General features: G+C 38.1%; 24 protein-coding genes. 7 read left to right on the forward strand and 17 right to left on the reverse strand.

Annotated features, from left to right (window positions below):
* Positions 1-5: 5 nt before the first annotated feature.
* The 11 genes from AC1RJ8_RS03765 to AC1RJ8_RS03815 all read right to left on the reverse strand — a co-directional run bounded on the left by AC1RJ8_RS03765 (position 6) and on the right by AC1RJ8_RS03815 (position 12474).
* Positions 6-464: a hypothetical protein gene (locus AC1RJ8_RS03765; protein WP_492952578.1), complete on the reverse strand. Its 459-nt coding sequence runs from the start codon at positions 462-464 to the stop codon at positions 6-8.
* A gap of 193 nt (positions 465-657) precedes the next feature.
* On the reverse strand, positions 658-3957 hold the full coding sequence (locus AC1RJ8_RS03770) for a trifunctional glycoside hydrolase family 18/polysaccharide deacetylase/glycosyltransferase family 2 protein (protein ID WP_493008027.1): 3300 nt from the start codon (positions 3955-3957) through the stop codon (positions 658-660).
* Positions 3958-4496: 539 nt separating this feature from the next.
* Positions 4497-5366, reverse strand: coding sequence for a pirin family protein (locus AC1RJ8_RS03775; protein WP_492952580.1), 870 nt, complete (start codon positions 5364-5366; stop codon positions 4497-4499).
* Between the two features lie 70 nt (positions 5367-5436).
* On the reverse strand, positions 5437-5967 hold the full coding sequence (locus tag AC1RJ8_RS03780; RefSeq protein ID WP_492952581.1) for a YceI family protein: 531 nt from the start codon (positions 5965-5967) through the stop codon (positions 5437-5439).
* Between the two features lie 188 nt (positions 5968-6155).
* Complete coding sequence (locus AC1RJ8_RS03785; RefSeq protein WP_029274727.1) at positions 6156-6743, reverse strand: Crp/Fnr family transcriptional regulator; 588 nt, start codon at positions 6741-6743, stop codon at positions 6156-6158.
* 12 nt (positions 6744-6755) lie between these two features.
* Entirely contained in the window at positions 6756-6914 is a 159-nt protein-coding gene (locus AC1RJ8_RS03790; RefSeq protein ID WP_082458743.1) for a FeoB-associated Cys-rich membrane protein, read from the reverse strand.
* A 259-nt stretch (positions 6915-7173) separates the two neighbouring features.
* Positions 7174-8361 (reverse strand): hypothetical protein, encoded by a 1188-nt coding sequence (locus AC1RJ8_RS03795; protein WP_492952582.1) that lies wholly within the window; start codon positions 8359-8361, stop codon positions 7174-7176.
* A gap of 169 nt (positions 8362-8530) precedes the next feature.
* On the reverse strand, positions 8531-9358 hold the full coding sequence (locus AC1RJ8_RS03800) for a type 1 glutamine amidotransferase (protein ID WP_492952583.1): 828 nt from the start codon (positions 9356-9358) through the stop codon (positions 8531-8533).
* A gap of 7 nt (positions 9359-9365) precedes the next feature.
* Complete coding sequence (locus tag AC1RJ8_RS03805; RefSeq protein ID WP_029274724.1) at positions 9366-10466, reverse strand: carboxylate-amine ligase; 1101 nt, start codon at positions 10464-10466, stop codon at positions 9366-9368.
* 29 nt (positions 10467-10495) lie between these two features.
* A complete protein-coding gene (locus AC1RJ8_RS03810; RefSeq protein ID WP_492952584.1) occupies positions 10496-11653 on the reverse strand; it encodes an ATP-grasp domain-containing protein in 1158 nt (385 codons plus the stop codon).
* A gap of 113 nt (positions 11654-11766) precedes the next feature.
* Positions 11767-12474: an esterase family protein gene (locus AC1RJ8_RS03815; RefSeq protein ID WP_029274721.1), complete on the reverse strand. Its 708-nt coding sequence runs from the start codon at positions 12472-12474 to the stop codon at positions 11767-11769.
* Between the two features lie 182 nt (positions 12475-12656).
* Between AC1RJ8_RS03815 and AC1RJ8_RS03820 the strand changes: the two genes are divergently transcribed.
* Complete coding sequence (locus tag AC1RJ8_RS03820; RefSeq protein WP_492952585.1) at positions 12657-13469, forward strand: alpha/beta hydrolase; 813 nt, start codon at positions 12657-12659, stop codon at positions 13467-13469.
* Between the two features lie 4 nt (positions 13470-13473).
* Here AC1RJ8_RS03820 and AC1RJ8_RS03825 read toward each other — a convergent pair whose 3' ends face one another.
* The 3 genes from AC1RJ8_RS03825 to AC1RJ8_RS03835 form a co-directional block, all read right to left on the reverse strand.
* Entirely contained in the window at positions 13474-14382 is a 909-nt protein-coding gene (locus tag AC1RJ8_RS03825) for a hypothetical protein (RefSeq protein WP_492952586.1), read from the reverse strand.
* A 2-nt stretch (positions 14383-14384) separates the two neighbouring features.
* On the reverse strand, positions 14385-15821 hold the full coding sequence (locus AC1RJ8_RS03830; protein ID WP_492952587.1) for an MBOAT family O-acyltransferase: 1437 nt from the start codon (positions 15819-15821) through the stop codon (positions 14385-14387).
* Positions 15822-15952: 131 nt separating this feature from the next.
* Complete coding sequence (locus tag AC1RJ8_RS03835) at positions 15953-16630, reverse strand: TIGR02117 family protein (RefSeq protein ID WP_492952588.1); 678 nt, start codon at positions 16628-16630, stop codon at positions 15953-15955.
* Between the two features lie 134 nt (positions 16631-16764).
* Here AC1RJ8_RS03835 and AC1RJ8_RS03840 point away from each other — a divergent pair, with 134 nt between their 5' ends.
* Positions 16765-17214: a VOC family protein gene (locus AC1RJ8_RS03840; protein WP_492952589.1), complete on the forward strand. Its 450-nt coding sequence runs from the start codon at positions 16765-16767 to the stop codon at positions 17212-17214.
* Positions 17215-17217: 3 nt separating this feature from the next.
* Here the strand turns inward: AC1RJ8_RS03840 and AC1RJ8_RS03845 are convergent, their stop codons facing one another.
* The gene (locus AC1RJ8_RS03845; protein WP_492952590.1) at positions 17218-17577 is read right to left on the reverse strand and encodes a DUF4180 domain-containing protein; all 360 of its coding nucleotides are present in this window, start codon (positions 17575-17577) and stop codon (positions 17218-17220) included.
* A gap of 316 nt (positions 17578-17893) precedes the next feature.
* Between AC1RJ8_RS03845 and typA the strand changes: the two genes are divergently transcribed.
* The 5 genes from typA (at position 17894) to AC1RJ8_RS03870 (ending at position 24528) form a co-directional block, all read left to right on the forward strand.
* Positions 17894-19699: a translational GTPase TypA gene (gene typA / locus AC1RJ8_RS03850; protein WP_057931394.1), complete on the forward strand. Its 1806-nt coding sequence runs from the start codon at positions 17894-17896 to the stop codon at positions 19697-19699.
* 513 nt (positions 19700-20212) lie between these two features.
* The gene (locus tag AC1RJ8_RS03855; RefSeq protein WP_492952591.1) at positions 20213-21139 is read left to right on the forward strand and encodes a lysophospholipid acyltransferase family protein; all 927 of its coding nucleotides are present in this window, start codon (positions 20213-20215) and stop codon (positions 21137-21139) included.
* Positions 21140-21227: 88 nt separating this feature from the next.
* Complete coding sequence (locus AC1RJ8_RS03860; protein WP_492952592.1) at positions 21228-22142, forward strand: lysophospholipid acyltransferase family protein; 915 nt, start codon at positions 21228-21230, stop codon at positions 22140-22142.
* 40 nt (positions 22143-22182) lie between these two features.
* Positions 22183-23370 (forward strand): serine hydrolase domain-containing protein, encoded by a 1188-nt coding sequence (locus AC1RJ8_RS03865; protein WP_492952593.1) that lies wholly within the window; start codon positions 22183-22185, stop codon positions 23368-23370.
* A 114-nt stretch (positions 23371-23484) separates the two neighbouring features.
* The gene (locus AC1RJ8_RS03870; RefSeq protein ID WP_215130037.1) at positions 23485-24528 is read left to right on the forward strand and encodes a hypothetical protein; all 1044 of its coding nucleotides are present in this window, start codon (positions 23485-23487) and stop codon (positions 24526-24528) included.
* Positions 24529-24719: 191 nt separating this feature from the next.
* Here AC1RJ8_RS03870 and AC1RJ8_RS03875 read toward each other — a convergent pair whose 3' ends face one another.
* Both AC1RJ8_RS03875 and AC1RJ8_RS03880 read right to left on the reverse strand, forming a co-directional pair.
* Positions 24720-25280 (reverse strand): type 1 glutamine amidotransferase domain-containing protein, encoded by a 561-nt coding sequence (locus AC1RJ8_RS03875; RefSeq protein WP_492952594.1) that lies wholly within the window; start codon positions 25278-25280, stop codon positions 24720-24722.
* A gap of 198 nt (positions 25281-25478) precedes the next feature.
* On the reverse strand, positions 25479-26225 hold the full coding sequence (locus tag AC1RJ8_RS03880) for a glycosyltransferase family 2 protein (RefSeq protein WP_492952595.1): 747 nt from the start codon (positions 26223-26225) through the stop codon (positions 25479-25481).
* Positions 26226-26360 lie beyond the last annotated feature (135 nt).

Consider the following 26360-nt stretch of genomic DNA (forward strand, 5'->3'; position numbering starts at 1 on the left):
CTATACTAGAATTTTCGGGCGGTTAAGTAAGAAATTGGCAAGCCAATACAGAAAATCAGAATTACCGCATTTAAAATCGCCCGTTCGTAATGAAATGGTGCAGCCGGTATTTTGGTTAATGGAACAATCAGGAGGGTCATGATCGTCCAAACGACAATCCCATAAATTATTCCCGATACGATAATATGCTTTCGTAAAGCGGGGGTTTTTGTTGATGCTATGGCAAAAATCAGGGTAAAGCAAAAAGCAATAAAGTAGTGGAGCGCCAGACCAATAAGGGCTGTTTTAATACCTCCTGCAAAAGCTTCTGGCCCCATAATAGCACTGGCGATATACTGAAATACACCTGTGTAATTCATCTTTCCTAAAAATATAACTGCCGCCAGTCCATCTAATGTTCCCGCAATAAGCGCAATCAATAAAACCTGTTTAAAGGAAAATATAGTTTGGTTAGATTTTTCCATAAACAATAATAATATTTTTTTAAATAGCTTGTTATGAATTGTTTATGTTTTTTCTGGTGCAATATAATATATTAAATTTTGATCGGAACTGTCACATTGAGCTTGTCGAAATGCTTTACAGTGCATTTTAGCCAGCCCTTCGACAGGCTCAGGGTGACATCCATTGTTTATAATATAATCTCCAGGACAAGCATTACGCCAACTGCTCTTTAACGTTTCCTGTCCGCTTTAACGTTCCCCAGGTTTCCAGTTCACCTTTTATGGCTTTTCTGAACGAACGGAATAGTACAATATACATCAGTTGCCGCCAGAAAAACCGCTGTGGGAATATGTAAAGTAAATTCGTGTATTTTTCTTTTTCCATACGGAAGGCGATTGCAGCAAAAATCATATCTACAACAATAAAGATAATATAATAAAAAAGTACCTGGCCAAAACCGTTATGCAGGCTTAAAATTCCAGAGAATCCGGTTAGGGTTAAATTATTTATAGCACTTAACGAGAAGAGACCGCTAATTAACGAGATGAACATAAAAAGATCGGCAAGTGGCGAAAATAGTGGCAAAATGATCTGATAGATCAAAATATTCGGCATTCCTACCATCCCAAAATAACCGTATTTCTTGTTTAGCAGTGTTTTTCTGTTTTTCCAGAAACTTTGCATTACGCCAAAACTCCAGCGGAAACGTTGTTTAAGCAACATGTTTACCGTTTCTGGTGCTTCGGTATAAGCAATTGCAGTATCACAGTTTTTTACGCGGTAACCTGCTTTTAAAATACGCATGGTTAAATCGCAGTCTTCGGCAAGTGTATCAATGGTAAATCCGCCGATTTCTAAAATTACATTTTTTCTAAAAGCACCTATTGCTCCTGGCACAACAGTAATTGTATTTAGTAAGTCAAAAGCACGCCTATCCATATTCTGTGCAGTGATATATTCAATAGACTGCCATTTGGTAATGATGTTGTTGGTATTCCCAACTTTTACAGTGCCAGCTACTGCCGCAATTTGCTCACTATAAAAGTAACGCATCAGTTCGGTAACGGCATCATCTTTTAGCTGTGTATCGGCATCTATACAGACCACAAAATCTGAGGTAGCTTTTGATATACCATAATTTAAGGCCGAAGCCTTGCCTCCATTTGCTTTGCGGAAAACCTTTACCTGAGGATGATTGCCAAAATGTTGGTCAATTATTTCAAAGGTTTTATCTTTCGAACCATCATCCACAAAAATCAGTTCAAAATAGGGGTAGGTGGTTTTTAAAAGACTATTAATAGTTTGTACAGCAGTAACCTCTTCATTATAGGCTGGAATGATAATACTCACTTTTTCTGAAGGATTTACTACCAATTTGCTGACATTCTGTTTCGCTCTTTTTCGCTGTCTGATGGCTAAATAGGCAATAAATATCGTCCTTAAAATAGCAAGTACTATTGCTACAGAAAATACGATGTTTAAAATCATGTTTCCATAGTAAAAGAAATTGATGAAAAAGTAATCACCAGAACCAGAAAAACCACTATTTGCCATAGATTTTACCGCAGGCATTAATTCTGATCTTTTTTTGCCCATTAAATCGCCAACGGTTGTGAAAGTATAACCTTTGGCTTTGAAGAATTTTATAATCCGGGGTAAGGCTGCAACGGTAGCTTCACGGTTTCCGCCTGCATCATGTAATAAAAGAATATTACCGTTGTCCTGTTGTTTCACTACTTCGTTAAAAATCTGATCGGCAGTTTTGCCTGGTTGCCAATCTTCAGGATCGATATATTCCCCGATATTGATGTAATTTTCTTTACGGCTTTGTGCAACAGGTAGAATTTCGGAAATATTTTGCGGTTCTGCATCAGCATTAAATGGTGCACGGAACAGGATTGTGCTATGGCCGGTAACTGCCTCTATTAATCGACGGGTAGCATTTAGCTCGAATTTTACCCGTCGTGGCCCAATGGCCGACATATCAGGATGGAAGAAAGTATGGTTTCCAATTTCATAACCATCATTATATTCCTGTCTTAGCAATTCCATATTCTGCTCAGCCATAATGCCAACCACAAAGAAGCAGCCAGGTACTTTTTCCCGTTTCAAAATATTTAATACCTGGGGTGTATAAACAGGGTCTGGCCCATCATCAAAGGTTAAAGCGATTTTCTTATCGGCCTCTCCAAACCTTTTAATTACATATTGCTCCGGAAGTCGGATATACTTTTGATCGGCAATAGAAAAGTTATCTTTGTTTAAAGTGAACTTTACACTACCGGGTGCTGGGGTAGAAATCAGGTCCAGAATTTCACCATCGCCCAAATAAGAGATTCCACCCATATTTAACGAAGCAATTTTGCGTAAATCGAAGGGTTTTTTCTTTAGCGTATCCAAACTAAGGTCGTTAGAAATAAAAGACCATAAGCGTTTGTCTTCCGAACCTAAACGCCATAGGGCTATACCAGCAATATCCCAATCATCAGCCTTGCGGATTAGATTAAAATAGGTTGCCGCATCTGTAAAGTAAACTTCATGTTTAATTCCACTGCCATCGTTGTAAGTGTAGTTTAAATTGGCAGAAGCAGGATTGTAGTTTATTTTGCTTTTGTAATTAACTGCCATTGTCATGGCCTGCTCGTAAGTAACCGGTTGCCCAATGCTATTTTTGGGCCAATCGTAACCGTAGCAAGCCAAAGCAAGGATTACTTTGCCGGCATTAACTTTACTGCAAATATCATCAAGCTTTTCTTCTACCCATTCCTGATGGGAAATATCGCCCGCATTACTTTGTTCAGTATGCTGATCATAAGCCATTAATACGAGGTAATCATTATATTTTTGAAGAATTTCTGGCTTATAATCGTCGTTTTCGGGGGAAATATCTTGAGAAACGATCAATTTTTCGGCATGAAACTGCTTGTATAGATTTTCCATAAAAGCGTTAAAACTATCGCTATTTTGAAGGTTGAGCTCTTCGAAATCTATGTTAATTCCACTATATCCATATTTTTTGGTGATCGCTATAAGATCGTAGATCAATTTTTGCTGAGCCGATTGATCGTTTAATAATCTTCTTACCGCAGCACCATCCCAATGATCTTTATTATAATTTGAAACCACCGCAATAGCCGATTTTTTGCCGGCATGTATTACTTTTAAAGCTGCAGTATCTACTTTATCTACAATAGAATCACCATTTAAAAAGAACGATTCTGTAGCCACCATATCCAAATGGCTGATGTTGCGTTTTAAATCTGATATTGATGATTCTTTACTTGCTGCCCAGCTTACATAAAATGCCATATTGATGCGCTTGCTGTTACCACGATGGCTTAAAATACGGAGTTCGCGATCTTTTTTGATCTTTTGCAGCCTAGATTTTTCGATGGCGAAATCCTTATACTGCTGTGATTTTTTTAACTTCTCTAATTGTTTTTGTGTTAACGGTGTATTTGTGTTGATAAAAGGCAAATTGGGTGCCTCTACCGAAGACAGTGTGTATACCACGCAGATGATTGCGATAATGAAGACTAAAAAAAACGTACGGCTTACCCATGTAAATGTATGCCAGCGTCTTTTGGTCTCAGTTTGAAATATTTGTTTTCCGGACATTTTTCTGTTCTGATTTATTAATCAAATGTCACTAACGAATATGAAGATTGTATGAATGATTAATTGGAATGGTTAAGAAGGTTGATGGTTTGGCCTGTTTTAAAATGCTAATTTATCTCTCTATTTATCAGGTGAATAGGTGGACTTCTGGGCCTTTACATCATTAAGGATTTAGGGTAGTTAAGGTTTTCTTGCATAAGTTAAAATGCGACAAGAGGAAACGAAAAAAGCATTGTCATCCTGAGCCTGTCGAAGGACAAATGTTTTTTGTTTTCGACTATTAAAGGTCTTCGACAGGCTCAGACTGACAACATTTATGCTTACTTAATGATATGGGGTTATTCTGCAAAATGTATCTACAAAAAAAGCCAGCATTTTTTAAAATTTGCTGGCTATTTTTAGCTATTTAATATGATGGATGGACGATTTTCTGTTTACTCTTCTAAATAACCAAATCTGCCCTGGTTATAATCTTCAATGGCCTGATGGATTTCTGCCTGGGTGTTCATTAAGAACGGACCATATTGGACAATCGGTTCATCTATAGGTTCACCACTTAGAACCAAAATCACGCTGTTTTCTAGCGCTTCGACCTTAATCTCTTCACCTTTGTTTTTGAAGTGGATAAAATTATCTGCTACTGCAGTTTCCGATCCGTTGATTTTGATCGAGCCTTCAATCACTATAAATGCGGTATTAAAATGCTCAGGAAAATTAAAAGTAGCTTCACCACCATTATTTAGCCTGGCATTATAAAGTTCTATGGGAGTAAAGGTATTTGCATTGCCTTTTATGCCATTATAATTACCAGCAATGATCTCGATTTTTCCACCATTTTCGGGAAGATCAAAATGAGCCATATCGGCCTGTTTAATTGCCTGATAGCCAGGTTTACCCATTTTATCTTTGGATGGCAGGTTAACCCAAAGCTGAACCATTTGAAAAGGACCTCCAGCTAAGCTGTAGTTCGGTTCATGGTATTCTTTATGTAGTACACCACTTGCAGCGGTCATCCATTGTACGTCGCCCGGGTAAATCACCCCGCTGTTTCCAGCGCTATCGTGATGGGCAACCGCGCCATGATAGGCAATAGTTACCGTTTCGAAGCCTCGATGTGGATGTACCCCAACGCCTCTTGGTTCTTTCCTGGCAGAAAATTCGATCTTTGAGCCATAATCCATTAAGAAAAACGGACTCATGTTGATTTTATATCCACTTGGGAAAAAATTGTGTACCCTAAAGCCATCGCCAACCATATGTGGCGCTGGCGCTTTTAGTACTTTTTCTATTTGTTTTGTTTCCATGATTGGAACCTTTCTGTTATGCGTTTTGCATTTGGCGGATAATCCACGCTTATCGCCAAACGCTTATCACTTATGCATTTTTTACAAACTGTAATTCGCCTAAAATGCGAACTTCTTCACTTACCATTACGCCACCGGTTTCTAATGCCGCATTCCAGGTTAAACCGAATTCTGAACGGTTAATTTTTCCACTTAAAGTAAATCCGGCTTTGGTATTTCCCCATGGATCGGTAGCAATACCGCCAAATTCTGCAGTTAATTTTACAGGTTTGGTTTCGCCTTTAATGGTTAAATCACCTTTAACGATATAATCGCTGCCATCTTTTTCTACTGAATTAGATTTAAATTCGATGTGTGCAAATTTTTCAGCATCAAAAAAATCACCGCTTTTTAAATGGTTATCGCGGTCAGTATTTCCGGTATCAATTGAACCGATGTCACCTTTGAAAGAAATTTCTGCATTTTCAAATTCATCACCATCGGATGATAACTCTGCTGAGAAAGATTTTAAACTACCGGTTACAGTAGTAATCATTAAGTGTTTTACTTTAAATTGTAATTCGCTGTGGGTTGGATCTAATGTCCATTTTGTAGTTGCCATATCTTTTGTTTTTTGAGATGTTTAATATTTACAACACAAAAGTACAGCGCAGGTTTTTACTACAGATTGATGTATGGTAAGAAAGGGAAATAATTGAATGACAGAATGATTGGGTTATTGAATGAGAAATTGAGAGAAGGATCGAATATTGGGATTTAGCCAAGACATTCATTCATTCAAAACTCAGTCTAAGGTCTGAAATGTTTATTGGCCAGTTCCTTTCTCACACGGCTTAGCGATTCGGGGGTAATGCCCAGATAGGAGGCAATCATCCATTGGGGTACGCGAAGGGTAAGGTTAGGGTAAAGTTTTATAAAATCGAGGTATCTTTCTTCGGCCGTAGCACTTAACAACATATTAATTCTTTTCTGCATAAAGCGGATCGAATTGTTGAGTAGTTTAATTTGCATGGGTTGCAAACATGGTACTTGCCTGGCGGCTTCTTCCATGAAATTGTTGGGCATTAACACGGCTTCGGTTGCTTCGATGGCATCGATAAAAAATATTGAAGGCTCATTATTCATATTGTTGCGATCAGAAACCAACCAGTTTTCGGGGGCGAACTGAAGGATATGTTCTTTGCCTTTCGCATCAATTGAGTACGCGCGTAATAGGCCTTTGCCTACAAAATATCCATGTTTAAAATTATCGCCAGTATATTGAACTATTTCGTTTTTCTCGAATTTTTTAACCTTTAAAACAGATGATATGCTTTCGAACTGCTCATCAGTTATCTCTATTTTTTCCTGTAAGTATTTTTGGAACTGATGAATCATAAAGGTGGGATGTTATTTTTTTACGGGCTTAATATCGGAAAAATCTACACCACATTTACAATTACCCCCACATCCATCTTTTTTTACCTGTAAAGATTTAAAAACCAAACGGCCAACATATACCAATGCTACCGCAAAAAGTAAAAAGACTAAAATCGTTTGAATATCCATACTACAAATATAAAGGGTTTTAGGGGGAAGGTGTTCAGATGAATGTAAATTATTGACGTACGGTTTTACCACAGAGGAAACCGAGTTTTTTTACCGAGAATAGGTGAATTATTATTCCTTTCGCTATAATTCATGTATCCACGAACTTTTTGTTTTGCCACAGAACACACTAAAGGATCATATCTGTGTGTTCCTCTATGTCTTATTCTTTGTGATCTCTGTGGTTAGTCTTCGCGCGCTTTGCGGTTAGACTGAAGAACTATTCCTCAATAAAGCCAACCGTACCGCCAACCCAATCGAAATCGGCGTTGTAGCGTACACCAATCATTTTTCCTTTGCTTAACCTTGCCAAATTAATGCAAAGCTGTGGTTCACCACCATCAGGCCATAAGTACATCATCCTTACTTCGGCCTTTACGCCGCCATCTGGTGCCTGTACAGCTGGCTCGTAATTTACTTTTCTTTGTAAAATCCAGTTTTCGGGATCCTTTATATTGGTGATGTCCGTTTCGCTTACATCGATAATTACGCCCATGCCGGCGAAAGAGAATAATGGCTTAAGTACATAGTTTTCTAGATCTTCAGGGATAATCTTTATCTCGTTTAAAAAACGTGTTTCAGGTACAAATTCGCTTTTCAAGAAAGGCATGGTGTATTTGCTGATGCGATAGAACCAGTTGGGGTGTGTTACCCATTCCACGTCCAGCTCCTCACGCGGATCGAAACTGTTTTTAAAAATCTCGGTGTTATTGGCCACTTCATCAAAAATCAGGCGGTTATAAATTCTTTTCAACTGGATCTGTTTCCCATCTTCTTCGTAAAAGAGCTGTTTGCCTACTTTTTTAATGTCTTCCAGTGCCAAAATTTTAATGCCCAACATTTTTTGGGTCACAAAAAAATCGATGGCCGTTTTCTGGTTAGCTGCATCTACATCCATCAGGGCTACTTCTTCTGGTTGATGGGAGCCAATAATGACTTCTTTAAGCAACTTAATATACCCTTGTTCGTTAAAGCCGTTTAAGAAATGATTAACCGAATGGTCTATTTCAAAACTCGCTTGAAAAGTTTTAGCCAAATGATGCTGAAAACCGTATAGAGAAGGGAATCCCTGCATTTCGATCAGCATGGGGGTAAGTTCTCCGTGTCGATTTTTACAAATGCCAAAATCGAAGGTTAAAAAGTGGGGCTGTTCATTTTCATTGGGCACATTCCAGCTTACAGGAATTGATTTTTGCGTTAGTTCCTTAAAGTTAGGTTGCTTTATTAAGTTTATGATTTCTTCACCCGCTGCAATCAACTTTTCTTTTAACGCTTTAGGTACAAAAACAGGCGTTTCTGCCACACGAAAAGGGATTGGTGGATAGCCATTTTGCAATTCGATAAGGAAGTTTTGATACTTCTCTTCGGTAAACTGCTGGTTATATTTTTGGCGTTGTGAGGGTATCATAATTTAGGTATTTGGTTCTTATTCCTGAATCGTCATTGCGAGTTTCCGATCTTTCATCGGAACGAAGCAATCTATTCTGTTCTTAATTATAAAAAAGATTGCTTCACCCCTTGGCTCATACAACGCTACAGTTCGCAATGACGGCCGACTGAAAAATTAACGTTTGATGCTACACCATTTGCAAATCACCAATTGCTTTTTGTAAGAAATTAGGTAAAATAACACTTTGGGTAAGCACAATTCTTGCCGGATCGTCTAAACTGTTCAACATATCCAGGTATTTTTGTTCCCCGTGCATATCAACTATTGCTTTTTTCTTTTCGTCCTGAAGCAAATACATTTTCATGCCTACCGGATCAGCTTCTGGATGGAATTGCGTACCGATGATTTCATCGGAAAAGCGGATCGACATCATGCAGCGTTCTAAATCGACATGTTTACGTTCTTTTTCGATGGCTAATAATTTAGCGCCTTTTTTCTCAAAAGCAGCAAAATCTGGCTCGATCACTTGCCAATCTCTGCTGTCGACCGAAAAGAAAGGGTTGGTGATGCCATTAAAAATTTCGTCTTTTTCTCCATCTTCTGTTAAGGTAATCGGGAAAATACCAAAAGCATTCGATCGTCTTTCGGTTACGTTACCCAATGCATATTTTCTACAAGCCAACTGGAAGGAATGGCAGATCAAAAAAGCATACTTTTTTCTTTCGTCATTTTTACGGTTAAAAGCTTCTATCTGATCTAAGAGATTAAAGAAATCATTTTCCCATTGCTCGCCCTTACTTTCAATCGGACTCCCTGGGCCACCACTAGAAATATAAGCATCATAATCAATGCCTGGTATTTCTCCTTTTTGCCTTAAATCAAATATATCAAAGGTTAAATCGATATTGTTATCGTTTTTAAAACGGGATAAAATTTCCTGAATCCCCCGCATACCCTGATTAGGTGCGCCGTTATTCATGTCAATAACGGCCACCTTTAAGCTATTTTTATCCATTATAAAATTACTTTGCGCCTATAAGTGTTTGAGTAGTAATGTAATCTACTACCGCCTCAAAGTTACCAGTTTGTTGGTAAACTGCCAACTGCCGGTCTGCACCTGTGCCATGCTCCAATATTTTATGCACATAATTAATGTCATCACGGCAGCCTAAATCATCCACCACATCATCCACAAAATCCAATAATTCTAAAATAAGGTTGCGGCAGTTTACTTCCATTTCTTTCCCGAAATCGATTAGGTTCCCATCAATTCCATAACGGGCAGCTCGCCATTTATTTTCATTAATTAGTGCTCTCGAATAGCTGATAAACTCCATATTCTGCAAACGCAGTTTGTACAGTTTGGCGCATAAGGCTTGAAATAATGCCGTAAAAGCCATCGTTTCATCAATCAGCATCGGGCAATCGCAAATGCGGAACTCAACGGTATCGAAAAACGGATGCACACGGATATCCCACCAAATTTTCTTCGCATTATCCATGCAATTGGTTTTGATGAGCAGTTTTACATAATTATCGTAATCCTCGATGCTGTTAAAAATATCAGGAATGCCCGTACGGGGAAATTTATCGAAAATTTTAGTGCGAAAAGATTTGTACCCTGTGTTTCGCGATTCCCAGAATGGAGAATTGGTAGATAAGGCAAAAACATGTGGTAAAAAATACCTCACCTGGTTGGCAATATGAATGGCCAGCTCGCGAGATTGAAAACCTACGTGTACGTGCAGGCCAAAAATGAGGTTAGAACGTGCAGCCTCCTGTAGTTCGTTCACAATTTCATTATAACGGGGATGTTCTGTAATTAACTGCTTTTCCCAATGTGAGAAGGGGTGTGTACCAGCGGCCCCAATCCTTAAGCCTTGCTCTCCGGCGAGCTGTGACACGGTATAACGCAGTTGAGAAATCTCTTTACGTGCTTCGGTGGTGGTTTTACAAATTCCGGTTCCAACTTCTACCACAGCCTGGTGCATTTCTGCCTTAACCTGGTCTTTGTGGATCTTCTGTGCAGCCTCTACAATTTTTTGGTCGTGAGAAGTAAGCTCTCTGGTAACGGGATCAATTACCATATATTCTTCTTCTATGCCCAGCGTAAACTCGTTCATCCTAATATTGATTAAAATTTAAATCCCAATTATTTTTTTGGCGCAGCTTTTTTAGGTTTTGCTGGTGTTTTTTCTGCTGTTGCCGATTTTTTTGGTGTAGCTTTAGCCTTTTCTGTAACGGTAACTTTCTTTGGCGCGGCCGCTTTCGGGGTAACTTTCGCAATTAATGGTTTGCCACTAACCGACGATTTAATGTATTCGCCCCAGGTTAAATTATCTTGTCCGTCTTTTTGTGTTTTAGCCCTTTCAATGGCATAATTTGCCGTAGTTTCCACTACCCAGTCAAAATTTTCCTGACCAACACTTTTAATATCAGCATCGGGGGCAGGATTACAGAAATCAATTGCAATAGGCACTCCATCACGCACTGCGAATTCTACCGTATTGAAATCGTATCCTAAATACTTACATAGTTTTAAGGTGTATTCTTCTACAGTTTTAAGCAGTTTTGCATCTGGCGATTTGCCTTCAGTGGCATAACGTAAGTGATGCGGATTACGAGGGTCATACTGCATAATACGGACATATTTGCCGCCAATGCAATAACACCTGAAATACTCTTCAAAAATGATTTCTTCCTGCAAAAGCATCACCAATTGTTGTGTGCCACTGTGTTTATCAAAAAAATCTTCTTTATCATGAAGTTTATAAACATCTCTCCAGCCACCACCGTCATAGGGTTTCATATAGGCCGGAAAACCAGTGTATTCAAAAATGGCATCCCAATCTAAAGGCATGGTTAAATTAGAAAAAGATTCTCCCGTGGTTCCTGTGGGATGCTCTCTTGATGGAATTAATGCTGTTTTGGGTACCGGTACGCCAATCTGTTCGGCCAACACATTATTGAAAAACTTCTCGTCGGCACTCCACCAAAATGGATTGTTGATTACGGCAGTTCCGGTAATTGCGGCATTTTTTAATGATGCGCGGTAGAATGGTACATCTTGTGAAATACGATCAATGATTACCGAATAACCTAATGGTGCATTCTGAAATATTTTGTCGATTTTGACTGCTTCGGCGGTTATACCCTTTTCTGCTTTTTGATTGATTCTTTCGATTACGGCTTCAGGAAAAGAGCGTTCCTGTCCAAATAAAATCCCTATTTTTTTCATCGTTTTAAATTTGTCTTTCAATGGTGATGAAGCGATCATGAGCAGTGTTGCTGGTTGTACTTGTTTGCTCATGATGGTTTCATTGGTAAACTTTAGTTTAAATGTTTAACTGGTTAATCGGTTAATTGTTTGATAATTATATCCTAAATCGAATCGGGACTTAAGATTGCCGACTTTGGACTAAACTAAAGCTGTGCAATATAATCTGGAAACATTTCCCTCCAGATGGGCCAATCGTGATCAGCATTTTGTCTGATATCAAGCCAATGGTCTATGCCCTTCTTGTTTAAAATATCGGATAAACGCTCATTATCTGGCCTGCACATATCACGATCTGTTGTGCCCAAAACAATTTTCATATAATGCAGTTCGGGGTTACTATTGTTCAGCAGGTAATCAACCGGATTATTGAAATAGACATCATCATTATAAAAACCATCCAACTGGCCAGAAATATCGAAAGCGCCGCTCATACTGAACATATGGCTAACCAGCCAGGGATGCCTGAAGGCGAAATTAGCAGCATGATAGCCCCCGAAACTACAGCCAGCAGTAATAATTTTGCTGTGCCCGGTTTCATGCCTTGCCAAAGGGGCTACTTCTTCCAGTAAATACTTGTCGTACCAGATGTGGTTTTTAACCCTGTCGGCAGGATGAATACTTTTGTTGTACCAGCTTAATTTGTCGACACCATCGGGGCAATAGATCTTAATTTTTCCTTCATTGATAAATCCCTCAACAGAATCTATCAGTTTGAAATCCTTGTTTTCAAAATATCGACCCATGCTTGTCGGGAACAGTAGGATAGGGATACCACCGTGACCAAAGATGAGCATGTCGATTTCGCCACTTAAATTCGGGCTGTACCATTTCTTATGTTCTTCTTTAACCATAATAAAAATTGAATGATTTAAGGTATAAATTAAAATCTACAAAAAGAATAGTTTAAGCAGTAAAATGATGCAGATTAAAGGCGTATTGTAAAAATTAACCCATGATAATTAATAGTTTACGGAGATTTGTACCTTTGCACCCTAATTCTGAGGCGATAGCCATGTGATAGGCGATTTTGATTATGATGTACACCACAATTTTATCGGTAAAAGTTAATACCAGTAACTTTAAAATACCCTCAGCTTATTTAAAGCATGAGGTAGAAATAGATATTTATACACCCGAAGGTATTTTAGGGAATGAGAAAATAGAGCTTCTTTTATTAAATGATGGACAGGATGTGGCCAAAATGGATTTTAGCCGGATTTTGGAAGAAGCCCATCATGGCAAAAGAAACCACAGGTTAATTGTTGTGGCCATTAAAGCATCAGAAGACCGATTAATGGAATATGGTGTTGCGGATGTTCCCGATTTTAAAGGACGTGGAGCGAAAGCTAACCTATACACTGATTTTGTGATGAAAGAGCTTTTACCTTTTGTTAAAAAGAAAATTGCAATGCCGATAACCGGTAAAGTAGGTTTCGCGGGGTTTTCTTTGGGTGGTTTGTCTGCTTTTGATATTGCCTGGAATAATCCTTCTGCTTTTGATGCCATCGGTGTTTTTTCTGGAGCATTTTGGTGGAGAAAAAAAGACCTGAGCGAAGGGTATACTGATGCAGATCGCATTATGCATGCAAAGCTAGAAAGCACCTCTACCAGGCCCGATATGAAATTCTGGTTAATGACCGGAACGGAAGATGAGAAAGCTGATCGGAATAAAAATATGATCATCGACTCGATAGATGATACGATCGATGTGGTTAAAATACTTCTGAATAAAGGTTATAAACGACCTGAAAATGTTTTTTATTACGAAAAAGTCGGTGGCAAACACGATGTTCCCACCTGGGAAAGTGTAATGCCTGCCTTTTTAGATTGGGCATTTGAGGTTTAGCGGATTATATCTTAGCCAAAAGCGCATTCATTTTTAAACTGAGTTTCTTAGCCCCGATTTCGTTAAGGTGATCGCCATCATAAAAATCCTGCGCATGGAATGAACTATCCTGCAAAAGATTAAAGTACCTGACTGTGGAGTGAAAAGTATTCAGTTTTTTAATGGTAGAAAGCGTAGTCTTCAACTGGTTTTTGCTTAAATGCGATACATAAGATTTATAAGCCGGACTGGTAAACAATACCACCTTAATATGTTTATGCTCTGCAAAGGCGATAATTTCATCCAGTAAATGCAGGTTAGTTGGGTATTGCAGATTATCTTTCGCAGTATGTCTTGCAGCGGCAGTTGCGCCACTTTTGACTAAATCTTTGTGGTTAATAGACTTGTAGCTCGATCCCCAACCCAGGTTACTACAACTAATGTCATTTTCGCCCTTTAAGTAGTGATTGTACAATCGACTCAAATTGATATCAAGTTTGTTGCTTAATATTTCAGTACTGTTGAATATTTTATGATCGGTATTGATATCGTAATAAATGCGATAATTTTTTGCCCGCCATGCTTCAGGGCTGTTTTCTAATCGGCCATAAAACGAAAAGTAATCAACAGGAATAACGATATATTTTAAATTGGTCCATTGGTCGCTATATTTTTTTAAAATCTCCAGATCATAGTCGAAAGATTGTGAAATATAACTCGCATTAAAGCTTGATTTAATGTACTTGGGGTTAATACCATAATACACATGGGAGCTGCCCATAAATAAAATGTTTACCTCTTTAGCGTGGTGATCGAGATAGCTTTTTTTATACTCGTAATCGTTTGGAATCCTTCGGATCAAAACTTCGCAAAAAACAGCCAGAAAGATAATTGGAAGCAGAAAGATGGCGATAGATTTAGTGAATTTTTTCATAACTAAAATTGAAAGTAAATGAATTGTTGTTCGGCGCCTGCGAAAAAGAATATCACCAGAACAAGGCCGTAATAAATGCCCCATCTTACTGGTTTTGGCCACGACAAGGCAAATTTGGCAATGGCATATTGCTCCATCCTGCCATTCCATTCGATTAAAATAAATAAAGCCAGTAATAGAAATAGTTTAATTGGCAGTATTTGAGGAATGGAGAAAAATGATTCGGAACCAATGGTTGATATGATATTAAAAGCATGCTGAACAGAATTTGCCCTGAAAAAGATCCAGGTGAAAACGGTTAAACCAAAGGTTAATATAATCGCTGCTAATTCTTTTATACTTGGAAATGTCTTTCCCTGTGCAACGGTATTCAAGTTCGATCGGTTAGTGTTAAAAACAATCGAGGGCATAATATACAAGGCATTTAGCAATCCCCAGATGATGAATGTCCAGTTGGCCCCATGCCAAAAACCACTTACCAAAAAGATGATAAACGTGTTCCGTACTTTTATCCAGGTTCCACCTTTGCTTCCGCCTAAGGGGATGTAGAGATAATCTCTGAACCAGGTGGATAGCGAGATATGCCACCTACGCCAAAATTCGGCAATATCCCTGGAAAAATAGGGGTAGGCAAAGTTTCTTAACAGCTCTATCCCAAATAAACGTGCTGTACCCAGGGCAATGTCTGAATAGCCAGAGAAATCGCCATAAATCTGAAAGGCAAAAAGAATGGCACCCAGCAATAAAGTGCTGCCGGAATATTCACCGGAATGATTAAAAATCATATTGGCATAATTGGCACACTGGTCGGCAATGACGATTTTTTTAAACAAGCCCCATAAAATCTGTCGTAAACCATCAATCGCCCTGCTGTAATCAAAAGATCTTTCTTTTTTGATCTGAGGAAGTAAATGCGTTGCCCGTTCTATGGGCCCGGCAACCAGTAGGGGAAAAAAACTCACAAATAAAGAATAATCGATAAAGTTCTTTTCTGCCGGTATACGGTTCTTATAAATATCGATTACGTATGACAGGCCATGAAAAGTGTAAAATGATATACCAACAGGTAAAATGACTTTTAATGTCCATGGGTTTACCTGAAGGCCAAAATTTGCAATAGCATCAGCGAAAGAATCGGCGAAGAAATTATAGTATTTGAATACGCCTAAAAAACCGAGATTAATGGAAATACTCAGCCAGAACCAAAATTTTTTAGTCCTGTTATTTTTGCTTTCCGTCATTTTTAACCCGGTGAAATAATCCAGTAAGGTGGAAAAAATGAGCAGGAACATAAACCGCCAATCCCAGCAGGCATAAAAGAAATAGCTTGCAGTCAGCAATAATATATTTTGAGATCTTAAACGTTCTTTTCCCAAAACCCAATACAGTATAAAAACTATGGGCAGAAAAGCAGCAAAGCTAAAAGAGTTGAACAGCATAGCGTTAAGGTTAATACTTCGTTTAAGAATAAAATTAACGCTTTGTGCTGTCTGATTAATGCGGCGAGTAAATTTGTACGCAGAATTGCTTAAAGGTGTAAAATACCTGTATAGTTATTCACGGTATTTTATCACTGGTATTTTAAAAAAATACCAGTGTCGAAAATGGTCCACAAACAGCTTCTTTGCCCGCACGCTTTTAATGCTGCATTTGCCCAGGTATTGCAGGTTTTAAAAATGCTGTAACTTCCCTTTGCCTCGTAAAAGGCATCACCAATATCATAATGGATGCTTGATTTAACGTTGACCAAATGTCCGGTTTCGTCTTTTTTGAAACTATTTAAAATGTAATCGATCAGTTGTCGGTATTGCGCCTTGCTGATGATAATTTTCTTACAGCTCGCATCTTCCCGTATATTTTTGTAATAGGTGGTGTGCATGGCAGATGTACTCAGTCCAGAGATCGCCCTTAAGCCGTTACTCAGTTTAAGGTCAGAAAATTCTGGCGTTTCGAGGTAGAATTTTTTATCGCCCCAGCCCAAAGCCAGGTATTGATAAGTGCTATCGGCTTCAAGTGTATTTTGGTAACTGATTTCTTTTGTCCAGTTCATTTCTGCACTAACAGCCGGAACGATGATATCGGTGTGTACGCCGTTAGTCATAATATATATGGCAATTTCTTTAGCGTTTGAAGGATTGGCGTTTATGGTAATGCGTGAGCAACAAAAGGCAATCAGAAAATAAAGCCCAATCAATGCGATAAAAGTAATGCTGCACCTGCCTGCATATTTTAAAAACCTTTTGCTCATTTCGATCGTGTTATTTATTCTTAATGCAGCATTTGAGTTTTGGTAACCCATTCGGCTTCAGATATCGATTTTATTGATGGCAGTATCGAAAAACATGATTTTTTGTGCCTATAACTTATCTCTACCTTCACTATATGATAAAAGGACTGTTTGAAACACATATTTATGTAGAAGATTTAGCCAGGGCGATTGATTTTTACAGTAATACATTGGGCTTAACGATGTGCCATTACGAAGAAGAACGCAAAATTGCCTTTTTCTGGATCGGAAAACCCCAGCAAGCCATGTTGGGGATCTGGGAAAAACCTAAAGACGAAATCGATATCAGGCACTTTGCCTTCAGCTGTGATCTAGATGATGTATTGAATAAATCTGTCAGCTTTCTCCGATCTAAAAACCTGAAGCCCTATAACTTTCTTAAAAGTGGAAGCTGCGAACCAATGGTTTTCGCCTGGATGCCTGCTTTGGCCATTTACTTTAATGATCCTGACGGACATGCATTGGAGTTTATTGCCATTTTAGAAGGAAAGGCAAGGCCAGAGCTAGGCGTAATCTCTTACGGGGATTGGTTAAGCATATCATAAACTTCATCCAGCTAGCTTTGTTAGGGCTTCAGTCGTCGAACCCAAAAAATTGATGTGTTTGCCCTTATTGCTTTCGTAAATAAAATCTTTAATGCTTTTGCTTTGATATGGGGTAAAATCGCCTATAATTGCGAGGCTTACCCGGTAATTTGAAAACTTTTGGAGAATTTCTCCTGCTATTCCATTTTTCAGGTCGAAGAAAGCAGGTGTAATGTTCTGTTCGTGTATCATAATTTTATCAAATCCCTGGTAGTATAGGTTTCCCAATAAGTCTAATCCATCGGCTGCATTATTAATAATTATTTCTTCTGAAAGAACTTCGGCAATATTGGCATTGTTTAACGTGTGCGATTCAATTTTCATCTGTTGATTTTAATAGGCAGGTAAAAGTAATGATATTCATAATATAAAAATTATGCTTTTAACAGGAGAATCTGGTTAAAAATCTGTTAATTATGTTCTACAACTGAATCTAAAACTAAATTTAGTTTAAGCTTGCTCAGGATTTTCTAACAATCCGACGGAAAGGTAAGGGCTGTAATAAAGGTGAAAAATATGGTATTCGCTTTTCTGTTTAAAATGAGATAATTACAACATTATCATCATATTAAATAGTAATAGATATAGTAGAAAATCCATTTCAAAACACTATCTTTGCGCCAAATTTGAGGCGCATTTTATGCAAAAGATTAGAAATATAGCTATTATAGCACACGTTGACCACGGCAAAACTACTTTGGTTGATAAGATTTTACATTCTTGTTCTATTTTTCGTGACAACGAACAAACAGGAGATTTGATATTGGATAACAACGATTTGGAGCGCGAGCGTGGCATCACGATTGTATCTAAAAACGTATCCGTTCAGTACAAAGACGTAAAAATTAACATTATTGACACTCCTGGTCACGCGGATTTCGGCGGTGAGGTAGAGCGTGTTTTGAAAATGGCAGATGGTGTACTTTTACTTTGCGATGCTTTTGAAGGTGCAATGCCTCAAACGCGTTTCGTAACGCAAAAAGCTTTAGCCCTTGGTTTAAAACCAATTGTGGTAGTAAACAAAGTGGATAAAGAGAACTGTCGCCCAGAAGAGGTTTATGAGCAGATTTTCGAATTGTTCTTTAACCTTGAAGCAACTGAAGATCAGTTGGATTTCCCTGTAATTTACGGTTCATCTAAACAAGGATGGATGAGTACCGATTGGAAAGTGCCAACTACTGATATTTTCGCTTTATTAGATGCGGTTGTGGCTAACATTCCACCTGCACCAATCAACGACGGTACTTTACAGATGCAGATCACTTCGTTAGATTATTCATCTTTCGTAGGTCGTATCGCAATCGGTCGTGTACACCGTGGTACAATTAAAGAAAACCAACCGGTTACTTTAATTAAACGCGATGGTAAAATCGTAAAATCAAGAGTAAAAGAACTTTATACTTTCGAAGGTTTAGGTAAAATCCGTACTACAGAAGTAAGTTCTGGTGATATTTGTGCAGTTGTAGGTATTGATGGTTTTGATATTGGCGATACAATCGCTGATTTTGAGGCACCAGAACAATTACCGGTTATCAGCATTGATGAGCCAACGATGAACATGTTGTTTACCATTAACAACTCTCCATTTTTTGGTAAAGAAGGTAAATTAGTAACCTCTCAGCGTATTAAAGAACGTTTGTATAAAGAGATGGAGAAAAACTTAGCTTTAAAAGTTGTTGAAACAGCTTCTCCTGATGCTTGGTTGGTTTATGGCCGTGGTATTCTCCATTTATCTGTATTAATCGAAACGATGCGTCGTGAAGGTTATGAGATTCAGGTAGGTCAGCCTCAGGTTATCATTAAAGAAATTGATGGTAAGAAACATGAGCCAATTGAAACTTTAATCGTTGATGTTCCAGGCGAAGTTTCTGGTAAAGTAATCGAATTGGTAACTCAACGTAAAGGTGAGTTGTTAATTATGGAGCCAAAAGGCGATTTACAACACTTAGAATTCGAAATCCCTGCACGTGGTATCATTGGTTTACGTAACAACGTTTTAACTGCTACTGCTGGTGAGGCAATTATGGCACACCGTTTCAAAGCTTACGAGCCTTGGAAAGGTACAATTCCTGGTCGTTTAAACGGTGTATTGGTTTCAATGGAAAAAGGACAAACTACTGCTTATTCAATCGATAAGTTACAAGATAGAGGCCGTTTCTTCATCGATCCAGGAACTGATGTTTACGAAGGTCAGATTATGGGTGAGCACATCCGTGATAACGATTTAGTAGTAAACGTGGTAAAAGGTAAAGCATTAACCAACATGCGTGCTTCTGGTACTGATGATAATACCCGTATTGCACCGGCAATTAAATTCTCTTTAGAAGAAGCTATGGAATATATCCAGGCTGATGAGTATATCGAGGTTACGCCGCAAAGCATGCGTTTACGTAAAATCTTCTTAACAGAACAAGAACGTAAAGTTAAAGGAAAGCAATTCGCTTAAACCCTAAATCCCCTAATGGGGACTTAAAATATATATCAAAAAGCCCCGATGTAAATCGGGGCTTTTTTGCGTTTAAAGGTTTTATTGGGGTTGACAACTTAATAGTAAGAACCCCTGAATTTGTCAATTGAAGGAATTAGATTCTTAGGCGGTGATAAAAATAATAAGGAAAGCAGTTTCAGTACATTTTTTAATGTTAGTCCTTCTTTCCGCTAAATCCCCGATGAAGAATCGGGGGATACCGCTGCAATAAGGTTTAGAATCGTTAGGGTTGTGCTAATAGGTTGGGTTGGTAATTCGTCTGATCACCAAAGTTGCGGGTTCTAATGGCAAGTGGAGAACAACATCAGACAAGTCGTTGCTGGCCAGTTAAATTGTTAATCAAATGCGCGATTTTTTGTCAATGTATTTTCATAAAACCTATGGGAATAAAAAACTAACAATTATATGGCAATTAATTTTGCGCTCAGCTTTAATTTTGTGTTTTTGCAAGCAAACTAATCATCCCACCTCATGATTAATAAAGGGTTATCCAAAATGGGTATATTTTTATTAAATATGCTCTCTCTTTTGCCGCTATTTATTTTATACAGATTGGCGGATGCTTTTTATGTGTTAATATTTTATGTTTTTGGCTACCGTAGGAAAGTGGTTAAAGAAAATCTTGTTAATGCATTCCCCGAGAAAAATACTGCTGATATCAATGCCATAGAAAAACGTTTTTATAAATTTTTCTCCTCACTTTTTATTGAGGTGATTAAAATGAAAAGCATTTCTAAAAAGGAATTAAATAAAAGGGTAAAATTTAAAAATACCGACCTGGTAGAAGCTTATCTCAAAAATAACGAAAGTGTGCTTTTCTGTTCATCACATTATGGCAATTACGAATGGGTGTGCATGGCTATCGGATTAAACTTTTCTGGCAAACATTACCCAATTTATAAACCGTTGAGCAGCGAAGCTTTTGATAACTGGTTTTTGACGATGAGAAGCAAATTTGGTAACCATATGGTGTCGATGCGTCAAACTTTAAGGGCTATTCAATCGAGTAAAAATGAACCGACCATGTTTACTTTTGGAAGCGATCAGGCGCCTTCAAAAGATGAATCGAACTACTGGACGACCTTTTTAAATCAGGAATCTTCCATCCAGTTAGGGGTTGAGAAAATTGCCAGAAAAACAAACCGACCAGTGTTTTACCTCAAAATAAATTATTTAAAAAGAGGATATTACGAAGTAGATTGTGTGCCGATCTGTTTAAACCCAGCAGAAACTGCTGAGTTCGAAATCACCGAAATGCATACGCACTTTTTAGAGGATATGATTAATGAAGCACCTTCATATTGGTTATGGAGTCACCGCAGATGGAAATATAAACCTGAACAAAAGATTTCAGAAATCATCAAAAAAGATCAGAACATAATGGATGCCATGGCTTAGCTAATCCATTTGTCTAAATATGAAATCTAACATTTTCGTGGCATAATTTTTTAAGGTGCTTTTTAAATTAGCACTTTAAATTTCTGGTATGATTAAAAAGGGGATTTCCCATTTGGGAATATTTTTTTTAGGCGTATTATCTCTGCTTCCATTATCTGCTTTATACATTTTGGCCGATGGAGCTTATTTACTACTGTATTTTGTTTTCGGCTACCGGCGTAAAGTTGTTCGGAAAAATTTATTAAATGCGCTTCCTGATAAAACATTAGAAGAAATTTTGGTTATCGAAAAACGCTTTTACCGATACCTGGCTTCGCTGGTCTTCGAGATTATTAAAATGGGCAATATCTCAAAAAAAGAAATCGAAAGGCGTTTCATATTTAAAAATAAAGCACAGGTTCAGGAATATTTAGATCGGGGAGAAAGTGTATTAGTCTGTTCAGCACATTATGGAAACTGGGAATGGGGTACCTTAGGTATTGGGCTCAATTTTTCTGCAGATCATTATCCTATTTATAAGCCCTTAACCAATCCAGTTTTCGATACTTGGTTTAAAAAAGTACGAAGCAAATTCGGTAACAAATTAATTGCCATGCGACAAACCATGAGGGCTTTGCAGGCGAGTAAAGATAAACCGAGCATATTTAGTTTTGGGAATGACCAGGCACCCTCGAAAGACGAATCACATTATTGGACAAACTTTATGCATCAGCCCAGCTCGGTTCAGTTAGGGATTGAAAAAATTGCAAAACGTACCAACCAGCCTATCTTTTATTTCAAAATCAAGGTGCTTAAACGAGGCTTTTATGAGGTAAATTGTGTGCCTCTCTGTTTAAATCCGGCCGGGACCGCTGAGTTCGAAATTACTGAAATGCACACCCGTTTTTTGGAAGAAATTATCAGGGCAAAGCCCGAGTATTGGTTGTGGAGCCATAAAAGGTGGAAATATAAACCTAAACATCAACTTCTTTTTACCACAAATGAATTGCTAAAGCAGGCATAATTTCCTAAATATTTTATATTTGTTGGGATAACGCCTACCCATGAAAACTTTCAAAAAAATACTCTTAATTCTGATTTATTCATTTTTTTTATCGCTGTTTGCGCTATTTCTTTGGAAGCCCTACCTGTTAAGCGTGTTAAAAAATAGAACACCTGGTGCCGAAACATATAAAATTTTCCCGCAGGAAATTTCGCATAAAAGCGATTCTGCCTTTCATTTTATCAGATCGGCCAGGCGACGGAACGATTTAGATACACTTCATGTCCTGGACGGAAATAATCAATCTATTCCATTGAAAGAATATTTAAAAAATGGGCAGATCAATGTTTTTATCGTGATCAGGAACGACAGTGTTTTATACGAAAAATATGATAAGGGTTATCGTGATAGCACCTTAACCACCATATTTTCTGGTGCCAAAAGCATGATTTCTATTATGATCGGGCAAGCATTAAATGATCATAGCATTAAAAATTTAAACGATAAAGTAACCCAGTATATTCCCGAATTAAAATCGAATTCCGCCTTTGAAGAGATCACATTGAAAAACCTTTTAGATATGAAATCGGGGCTCGAATTTCAGGATGCACTGGGGGGCATTGTTAAGGCATTTTTTTCTGATGAAGCCAAATATTATTATACGGATGATATGAAAGCCCAACTGATGAAAGTTAAACTGGTAAATAAACCCGGCACGGTTTGGAAGTACAAAAGTATCGATCCGATTTTATTGGGTTGGGTTTTGCAAAAGGCAACTGGTAAATCGGTGGCTCAATATTTCGAAGCCAATGTATGGAAACAGATGGGAACACAGTATAACGCAACCTGGGGATTGGATCAGGTTAACGGTTTAACAAATACCGCGAGCCGTTTTCAGGTGACTGCTATCGATTTCGCTAAAATTGGCCGGTTGTATTTAAATAAAGGCAAATACAACGGCAAACAGGTCGTTCCAGAAAGCTGGGTAAATCAATCGATAAATATAGGTTCAGAAAAACCTGCATCGGCAAAAGGCTGGCAAAAATCAGCCCATCACTATCTCTGGTGGATTCCACAAGAAGGCGATAAGGGCGATTATGCTGCTGAAGGCATGCTGGGCCAAAGGTTATACATTGATCCGAAAACGAATACCATTATTGTTCAGTTTGCCGATCATGGTGCAGGGAATTATCCTTACCGGAAAATCAGCAGGTATTTGAGTGCATTGCCGTTTAGTTATCCGAAGTAACCGCAAAGCTCGCAAAGGAAATGGAGCGCAAAGAACGCTACAGACTTTTTCTTTCTTCGCGTAAAACTTAGCGGCCTTTGCGGTTAATTTTTTAAAATAGTACATTGCCGCTGCATGGAAAACAACGATGTAAGAATTTCGAAAAAGAAACCGATTTTTCCGGTAACGCCTGCTTTGCAGAAATATTTACGTACTTACCAGCGCGAAGCGAAATTGCCCATCGGTTATAACGATTTAATGCAGTTTAACGAAGCTTTCCCTTTAATGGATAAGTTTGGTAAAGATTCGCTCTGGGAAGGCCCGATATATGCACAGGATTTAATTGAAACTTTGCATGATGGTTTAAAGGAAATTTATGCAAACTTAAAAGCATCTGGCAATCTGCGGATTGTGGAGCATAAGTACATCGATAAAATAGAATATTGCACCTTCGGAAATACCCATCCATTTCGTATCCGCATTGTAAATCGTTTAAATGATGTTTACGATTATTTCTACATTAAAAAAGCCGATGCTTCGCGTATATATGGCCTGGAAATGGAAGAAATCCTTTCGCCCAATCAGGTAAATTATCTTGTTGATGGGAATACCTTAGTGGAAGAACATATTGCGGGGATTCCGGGTGATGTTTTTACAAAAGGACAATTATACACACCTGAATTTAATCCAACCCGTATTGCAAAAGAGTTTGTAAAGTTTAACGAACGTTGTTTAATTATGCTTTTGGGTGATATGCGGGCGTATAATTTCGTAGTACAGATAACACCCGATTTTGATGATATCCAGTTTCGTATCCGTGCAATAGATTTCGACCAACAGTTTTACGAAGGAAATTTAAAGGTTTATCTGCCCCAGTTTTTTAAAGAGAATTTACCTTATGTGAAAATGAGCATGGAGCAGCTGACGGAGAAAACCGTACTCCAATATCAACAGGAAGAACGTTCGTCGATTGTGCACAGGGTTAGGAGCGAACGCCATCGATTAACTGATCTCCGCGACGTTTCGAACAAAGAAGAACTCACCACACCAGAAAATATCGCGCTGCTAAAACAGAGTATGAGCGATTATTTTAAGGATACAAATTATTTGCGCTGTAAAACCATGACCGATATTATTGAATTAAACATCAAAAATATTATTAGGCAGGTTAAATTGTAAAGTGCCGTGGTGTCAGATGTTAGTGTGGTTGGATGTTACCATGCGACACTGAAAAGGATTAAACAAGGTAATTCTGTTTTATGGAGAATAACGCTCGTCAGATGGTAACATCTGACGGCACCAAATAAATAAAAACGGCTGACAATTTGCCAACCGTTTTTGAGTGAATCTAGAAAGAGCGTCCAAAGTTTTTAGGCGTGCTGCCCTTCGTGAACACCTTCGGCAAATTCCTCTACAATTTTATCATTAAAAGCTGGTAAATCTTTTGGTGTACGGCTCGTAACCAAACCTTGGTCTACAACCACTTCCTCATCCGACCAAAGTGCACCTGCATTGATCAGATCCTGTGAAATGTTTTTTACTGAAGTAAGTTTTCTGCCTTGAACCACATCTGCATTAATTAGGGTTTGAGGCCCATGACAGATTGCCGCAACTGGTTTCCCATCGGCAAAGAAAGATTTTACAAATGCTATCGCATCTTCGTTAACACGAAGCTGATCAGGATTAATAACACCGCCCGGTAGTAGCAAGCCATTATAATCTTCGGCATTTGCTTCAGAAATGGTTTTGTCTACATCAACTTCTATCGACCAATGATCATGGTCCCAGGCTTTTATTTTTCCACTTTTTGAGGAGATAATGTGAACGGTTGCGCCCTCTTCTTTTAACCTTTTAACTGGGTCGGTTAATTCTACTTCTTCAAATCCGCTTTCTGTAAGTACAGCAATAGTGCGGTTACTTAATTGTCCCATAATCTTTAAATTTTTAATAGGTGATGTATTAAAGACAGTTAGGGAAAATTATTGTTTTTAAAAATTTGAGATTGCCATATTAATTAACCCGATCGTCATGCTTCCCGAATCTTCGGGATCAGCATCTTTAAGGTAATAATACTGTCTAGCTGGATAGATTCTGAAACAAGTTCAGAATGACGACCTGCTGGAGATTGGTTAATCGTTGGTTCTACGGTGTTTTACAAAATACAAAGCTAAATTACCTGCAATGATAATATGATTAAAGATATTCGGTACTAAACCATAATATTTGGTGAAGATTTTAAACCGCTCTTTTAAGCTTTCGCGGTGTTTTTTCTTACTCATGCCACCAACCAGGTATTTGGCTACATAACGGTGAACATTAACAATATTCGAGGCTTTTTTTGCTGCTTTGATAATCCAATCAATATCTGAGCTATACTTATAAGTTAAATCGTATGGTGTAATAATGCTGCGGCGGATATAAATGGCTTGGTGGCTAATGTTCATGCCGTATTTAAAGCTGGTCCAATCAAACTCTTCGGGTGCCTCGTGCCTTCTGCGGCCTAAATTTTCCCAGTTATCATTGTACATTTCCGTTTCTCCGTAATAAATATCGGCACCAGGGGCAGAGGCAAAAACATCTTCTACTGTTTGTTCATCATAAATCTCATCACCTGAGTTCATAAATAAAACATAATCGCCTGTTGCTAATGCTAAACCTTTGTTCATGGCATCATAAATCCCTTTATCGGGTTCTGATACAATTTTTGTAATCTGATCTTTATAACGTTCCACAACCTGCAAAGTGCCATCAGTTGATGCGCCGTCTATTACAATATATTCGATTTTTTCATAGGTCTGTTTAAGGATAGATTGAATGGTACGTTCGATATCGCGAACGTTATTGTATACAATGGTGATGACAGTTAGCTTTGGCAAGGGATGCTTTTTTGGATTGGAGTAAATTTAATAAAGATTGTGCGAATTTTCTGCCTCAATATGAAAATGAAATTGGGGAAACATTTGACGTGCAAACCAGAGAATTAAACTAAAATTTATCGTGTTCTTAAGCAG

It is taken from the genome of Pedobacter sp. GW822-FHT03F06, assembly GCF_058801365.1.

Excerpts from the sequence above, each read along its gene's own strand:
- AC1RJ8_RS03820 (WP_492952585.1), top strand. The coding sequence starts at position 12,657 with ATGATGTACACCACAATTTTATCGGTAAAAGTTAATACCAGTAACTTT.
- AC1RJ8_RS03875 (WP_492952594.1), bottom strand. The coding sequence starts at position 25,280 with ATGGGACAATTAAGTAACCGCACTATTGCTGTACTTACAGAAAGCGGA.
- AC1RJ8_RS03780 (WP_492952581.1), bottom strand. The coding sequence starts at position 5,967 with ATGGCAACTACAAAATGGACATTAGATCCAACCCACAGCGAATTACAA.
- AC1RJ8_RS03800 (WP_492952583.1), bottom strand. The coding sequence starts at position 9,358 with ATGGATAAAAATAGCTTAAAGGTGGCCGTTATTGACATGAATAACGGC.
- AC1RJ8_RS03795 (WP_492952582.1), bottom strand. The coding sequence starts at position 8,361 with ATGATACCCTCACAACGCCAAAAATATAACCAGCAGTTTACCGAAGAG.
- AC1RJ8_RS03855 (WP_492952591.1), top strand. The coding sequence starts at position 20,213 with ATGATTAATAAAGGGTTATCCAAAATGGGTATATTTTTATTAAATATG.
- AC1RJ8_RS03865 (WP_492952593.1), top strand. The coding sequence starts at position 22,183 with ATGAAAACTTTCAAAAAAATACTCTTAATTCTGATTTATTCATTTTTT.
- AC1RJ8_RS03860 (WP_492952592.1), top strand. The coding sequence starts at position 21,228 with ATGATTAAAAAGGGGATTTCCCATTTGGGAATATTTTTTTTAGGCGTA.
- AC1RJ8_RS03790 (WP_082458743.1), bottom strand. The coding sequence starts at position 6,914 with ATGGATATTCAAACGATTTTAGTCTTTTTACTTTTTGCGGTAGCATTG.
- AC1RJ8_RS03845 (WP_492952590.1), bottom strand. The coding sequence starts at position 17,577 with ATGAAAATTGAATCGCACACGTTAAACAATGCCAATATTGCCGAAGTT.
- AC1RJ8_RS03825 (WP_492952586.1), bottom strand. The coding sequence starts at position 14,382 with ATGAAAAAATTCACTAAATCTATCGCCATCTTTCTGCTTCCAATTATC.
- AC1RJ8_RS03775 (WP_492952580.1), bottom strand. The coding sequence starts at position 5,366 with ATGGAAACAAAACAAATAGAAAAAGTACTAAAAGCGCCAGCGCCACAT.
- AC1RJ8_RS03870 (WP_215130037.1), top strand. The coding sequence starts at position 23,485 with ATGGAAAACAACGATGTAAGAATTTCGAAAAAGAAACCGATTTTTCCG.
- AC1RJ8_RS03765 (WP_492952578.1), bottom strand. The coding sequence starts at position 464 with ATGGAAAAATCTAACCAAACTATATTTTCCTTTAAACAGGTTTTATTG.
- AC1RJ8_RS03830 (WP_492952587.1), bottom strand. The coding sequence starts at position 15,821 with ATGCTGTTCAACTCTTTTAGCTTTGCTGCTTTTCTGCCCATAGTTTTT.
- AC1RJ8_RS03835 (WP_492952588.1), bottom strand. The coding sequence starts at position 16,630 with ATGAGCAAAAGGTTTTTAAAATATGCAGGCAGGTGCAGCATTACTTTT.
- AC1RJ8_RS03785 (WP_029274727.1), bottom strand. The coding sequence starts at position 6,743 with ATGATTCATCAGTTCCAAAAATACTTACAGGAAAAAATAGAGATAACT.
- AC1RJ8_RS03805 (WP_029274724.1), bottom strand. The coding sequence starts at position 10,466 with ATGAACGAGTTTACGCTGGGCATAGAAGAAGAATATATGGTAATTGAT.
- AC1RJ8_RS03810 (WP_492952584.1), bottom strand. The coding sequence starts at position 11,653 with ATGAGCAAACAAGTACAACCAGCAACACTGCTCATGATCGCTTCATCA.
- typA (WP_057931394.1), top strand. The coding sequence starts at position 17,894 with ATGCAAAAGATTAGAAATATAGCTATTATAGCACACGTTGACCACGGC.
- AC1RJ8_RS03815 (WP_029274721.1), bottom strand. The coding sequence starts at position 12,474 with ATGGTTAAAGAAGAACATAAGAAATGGTACAGCCCGAATTTAAGTGGC.
- AC1RJ8_RS03840 (WP_492952589.1), top strand. The coding sequence starts at position 16,765 with ATGATAAAAGGACTGTTTGAAACACATATTTATGTAGAAGATTTAGCC.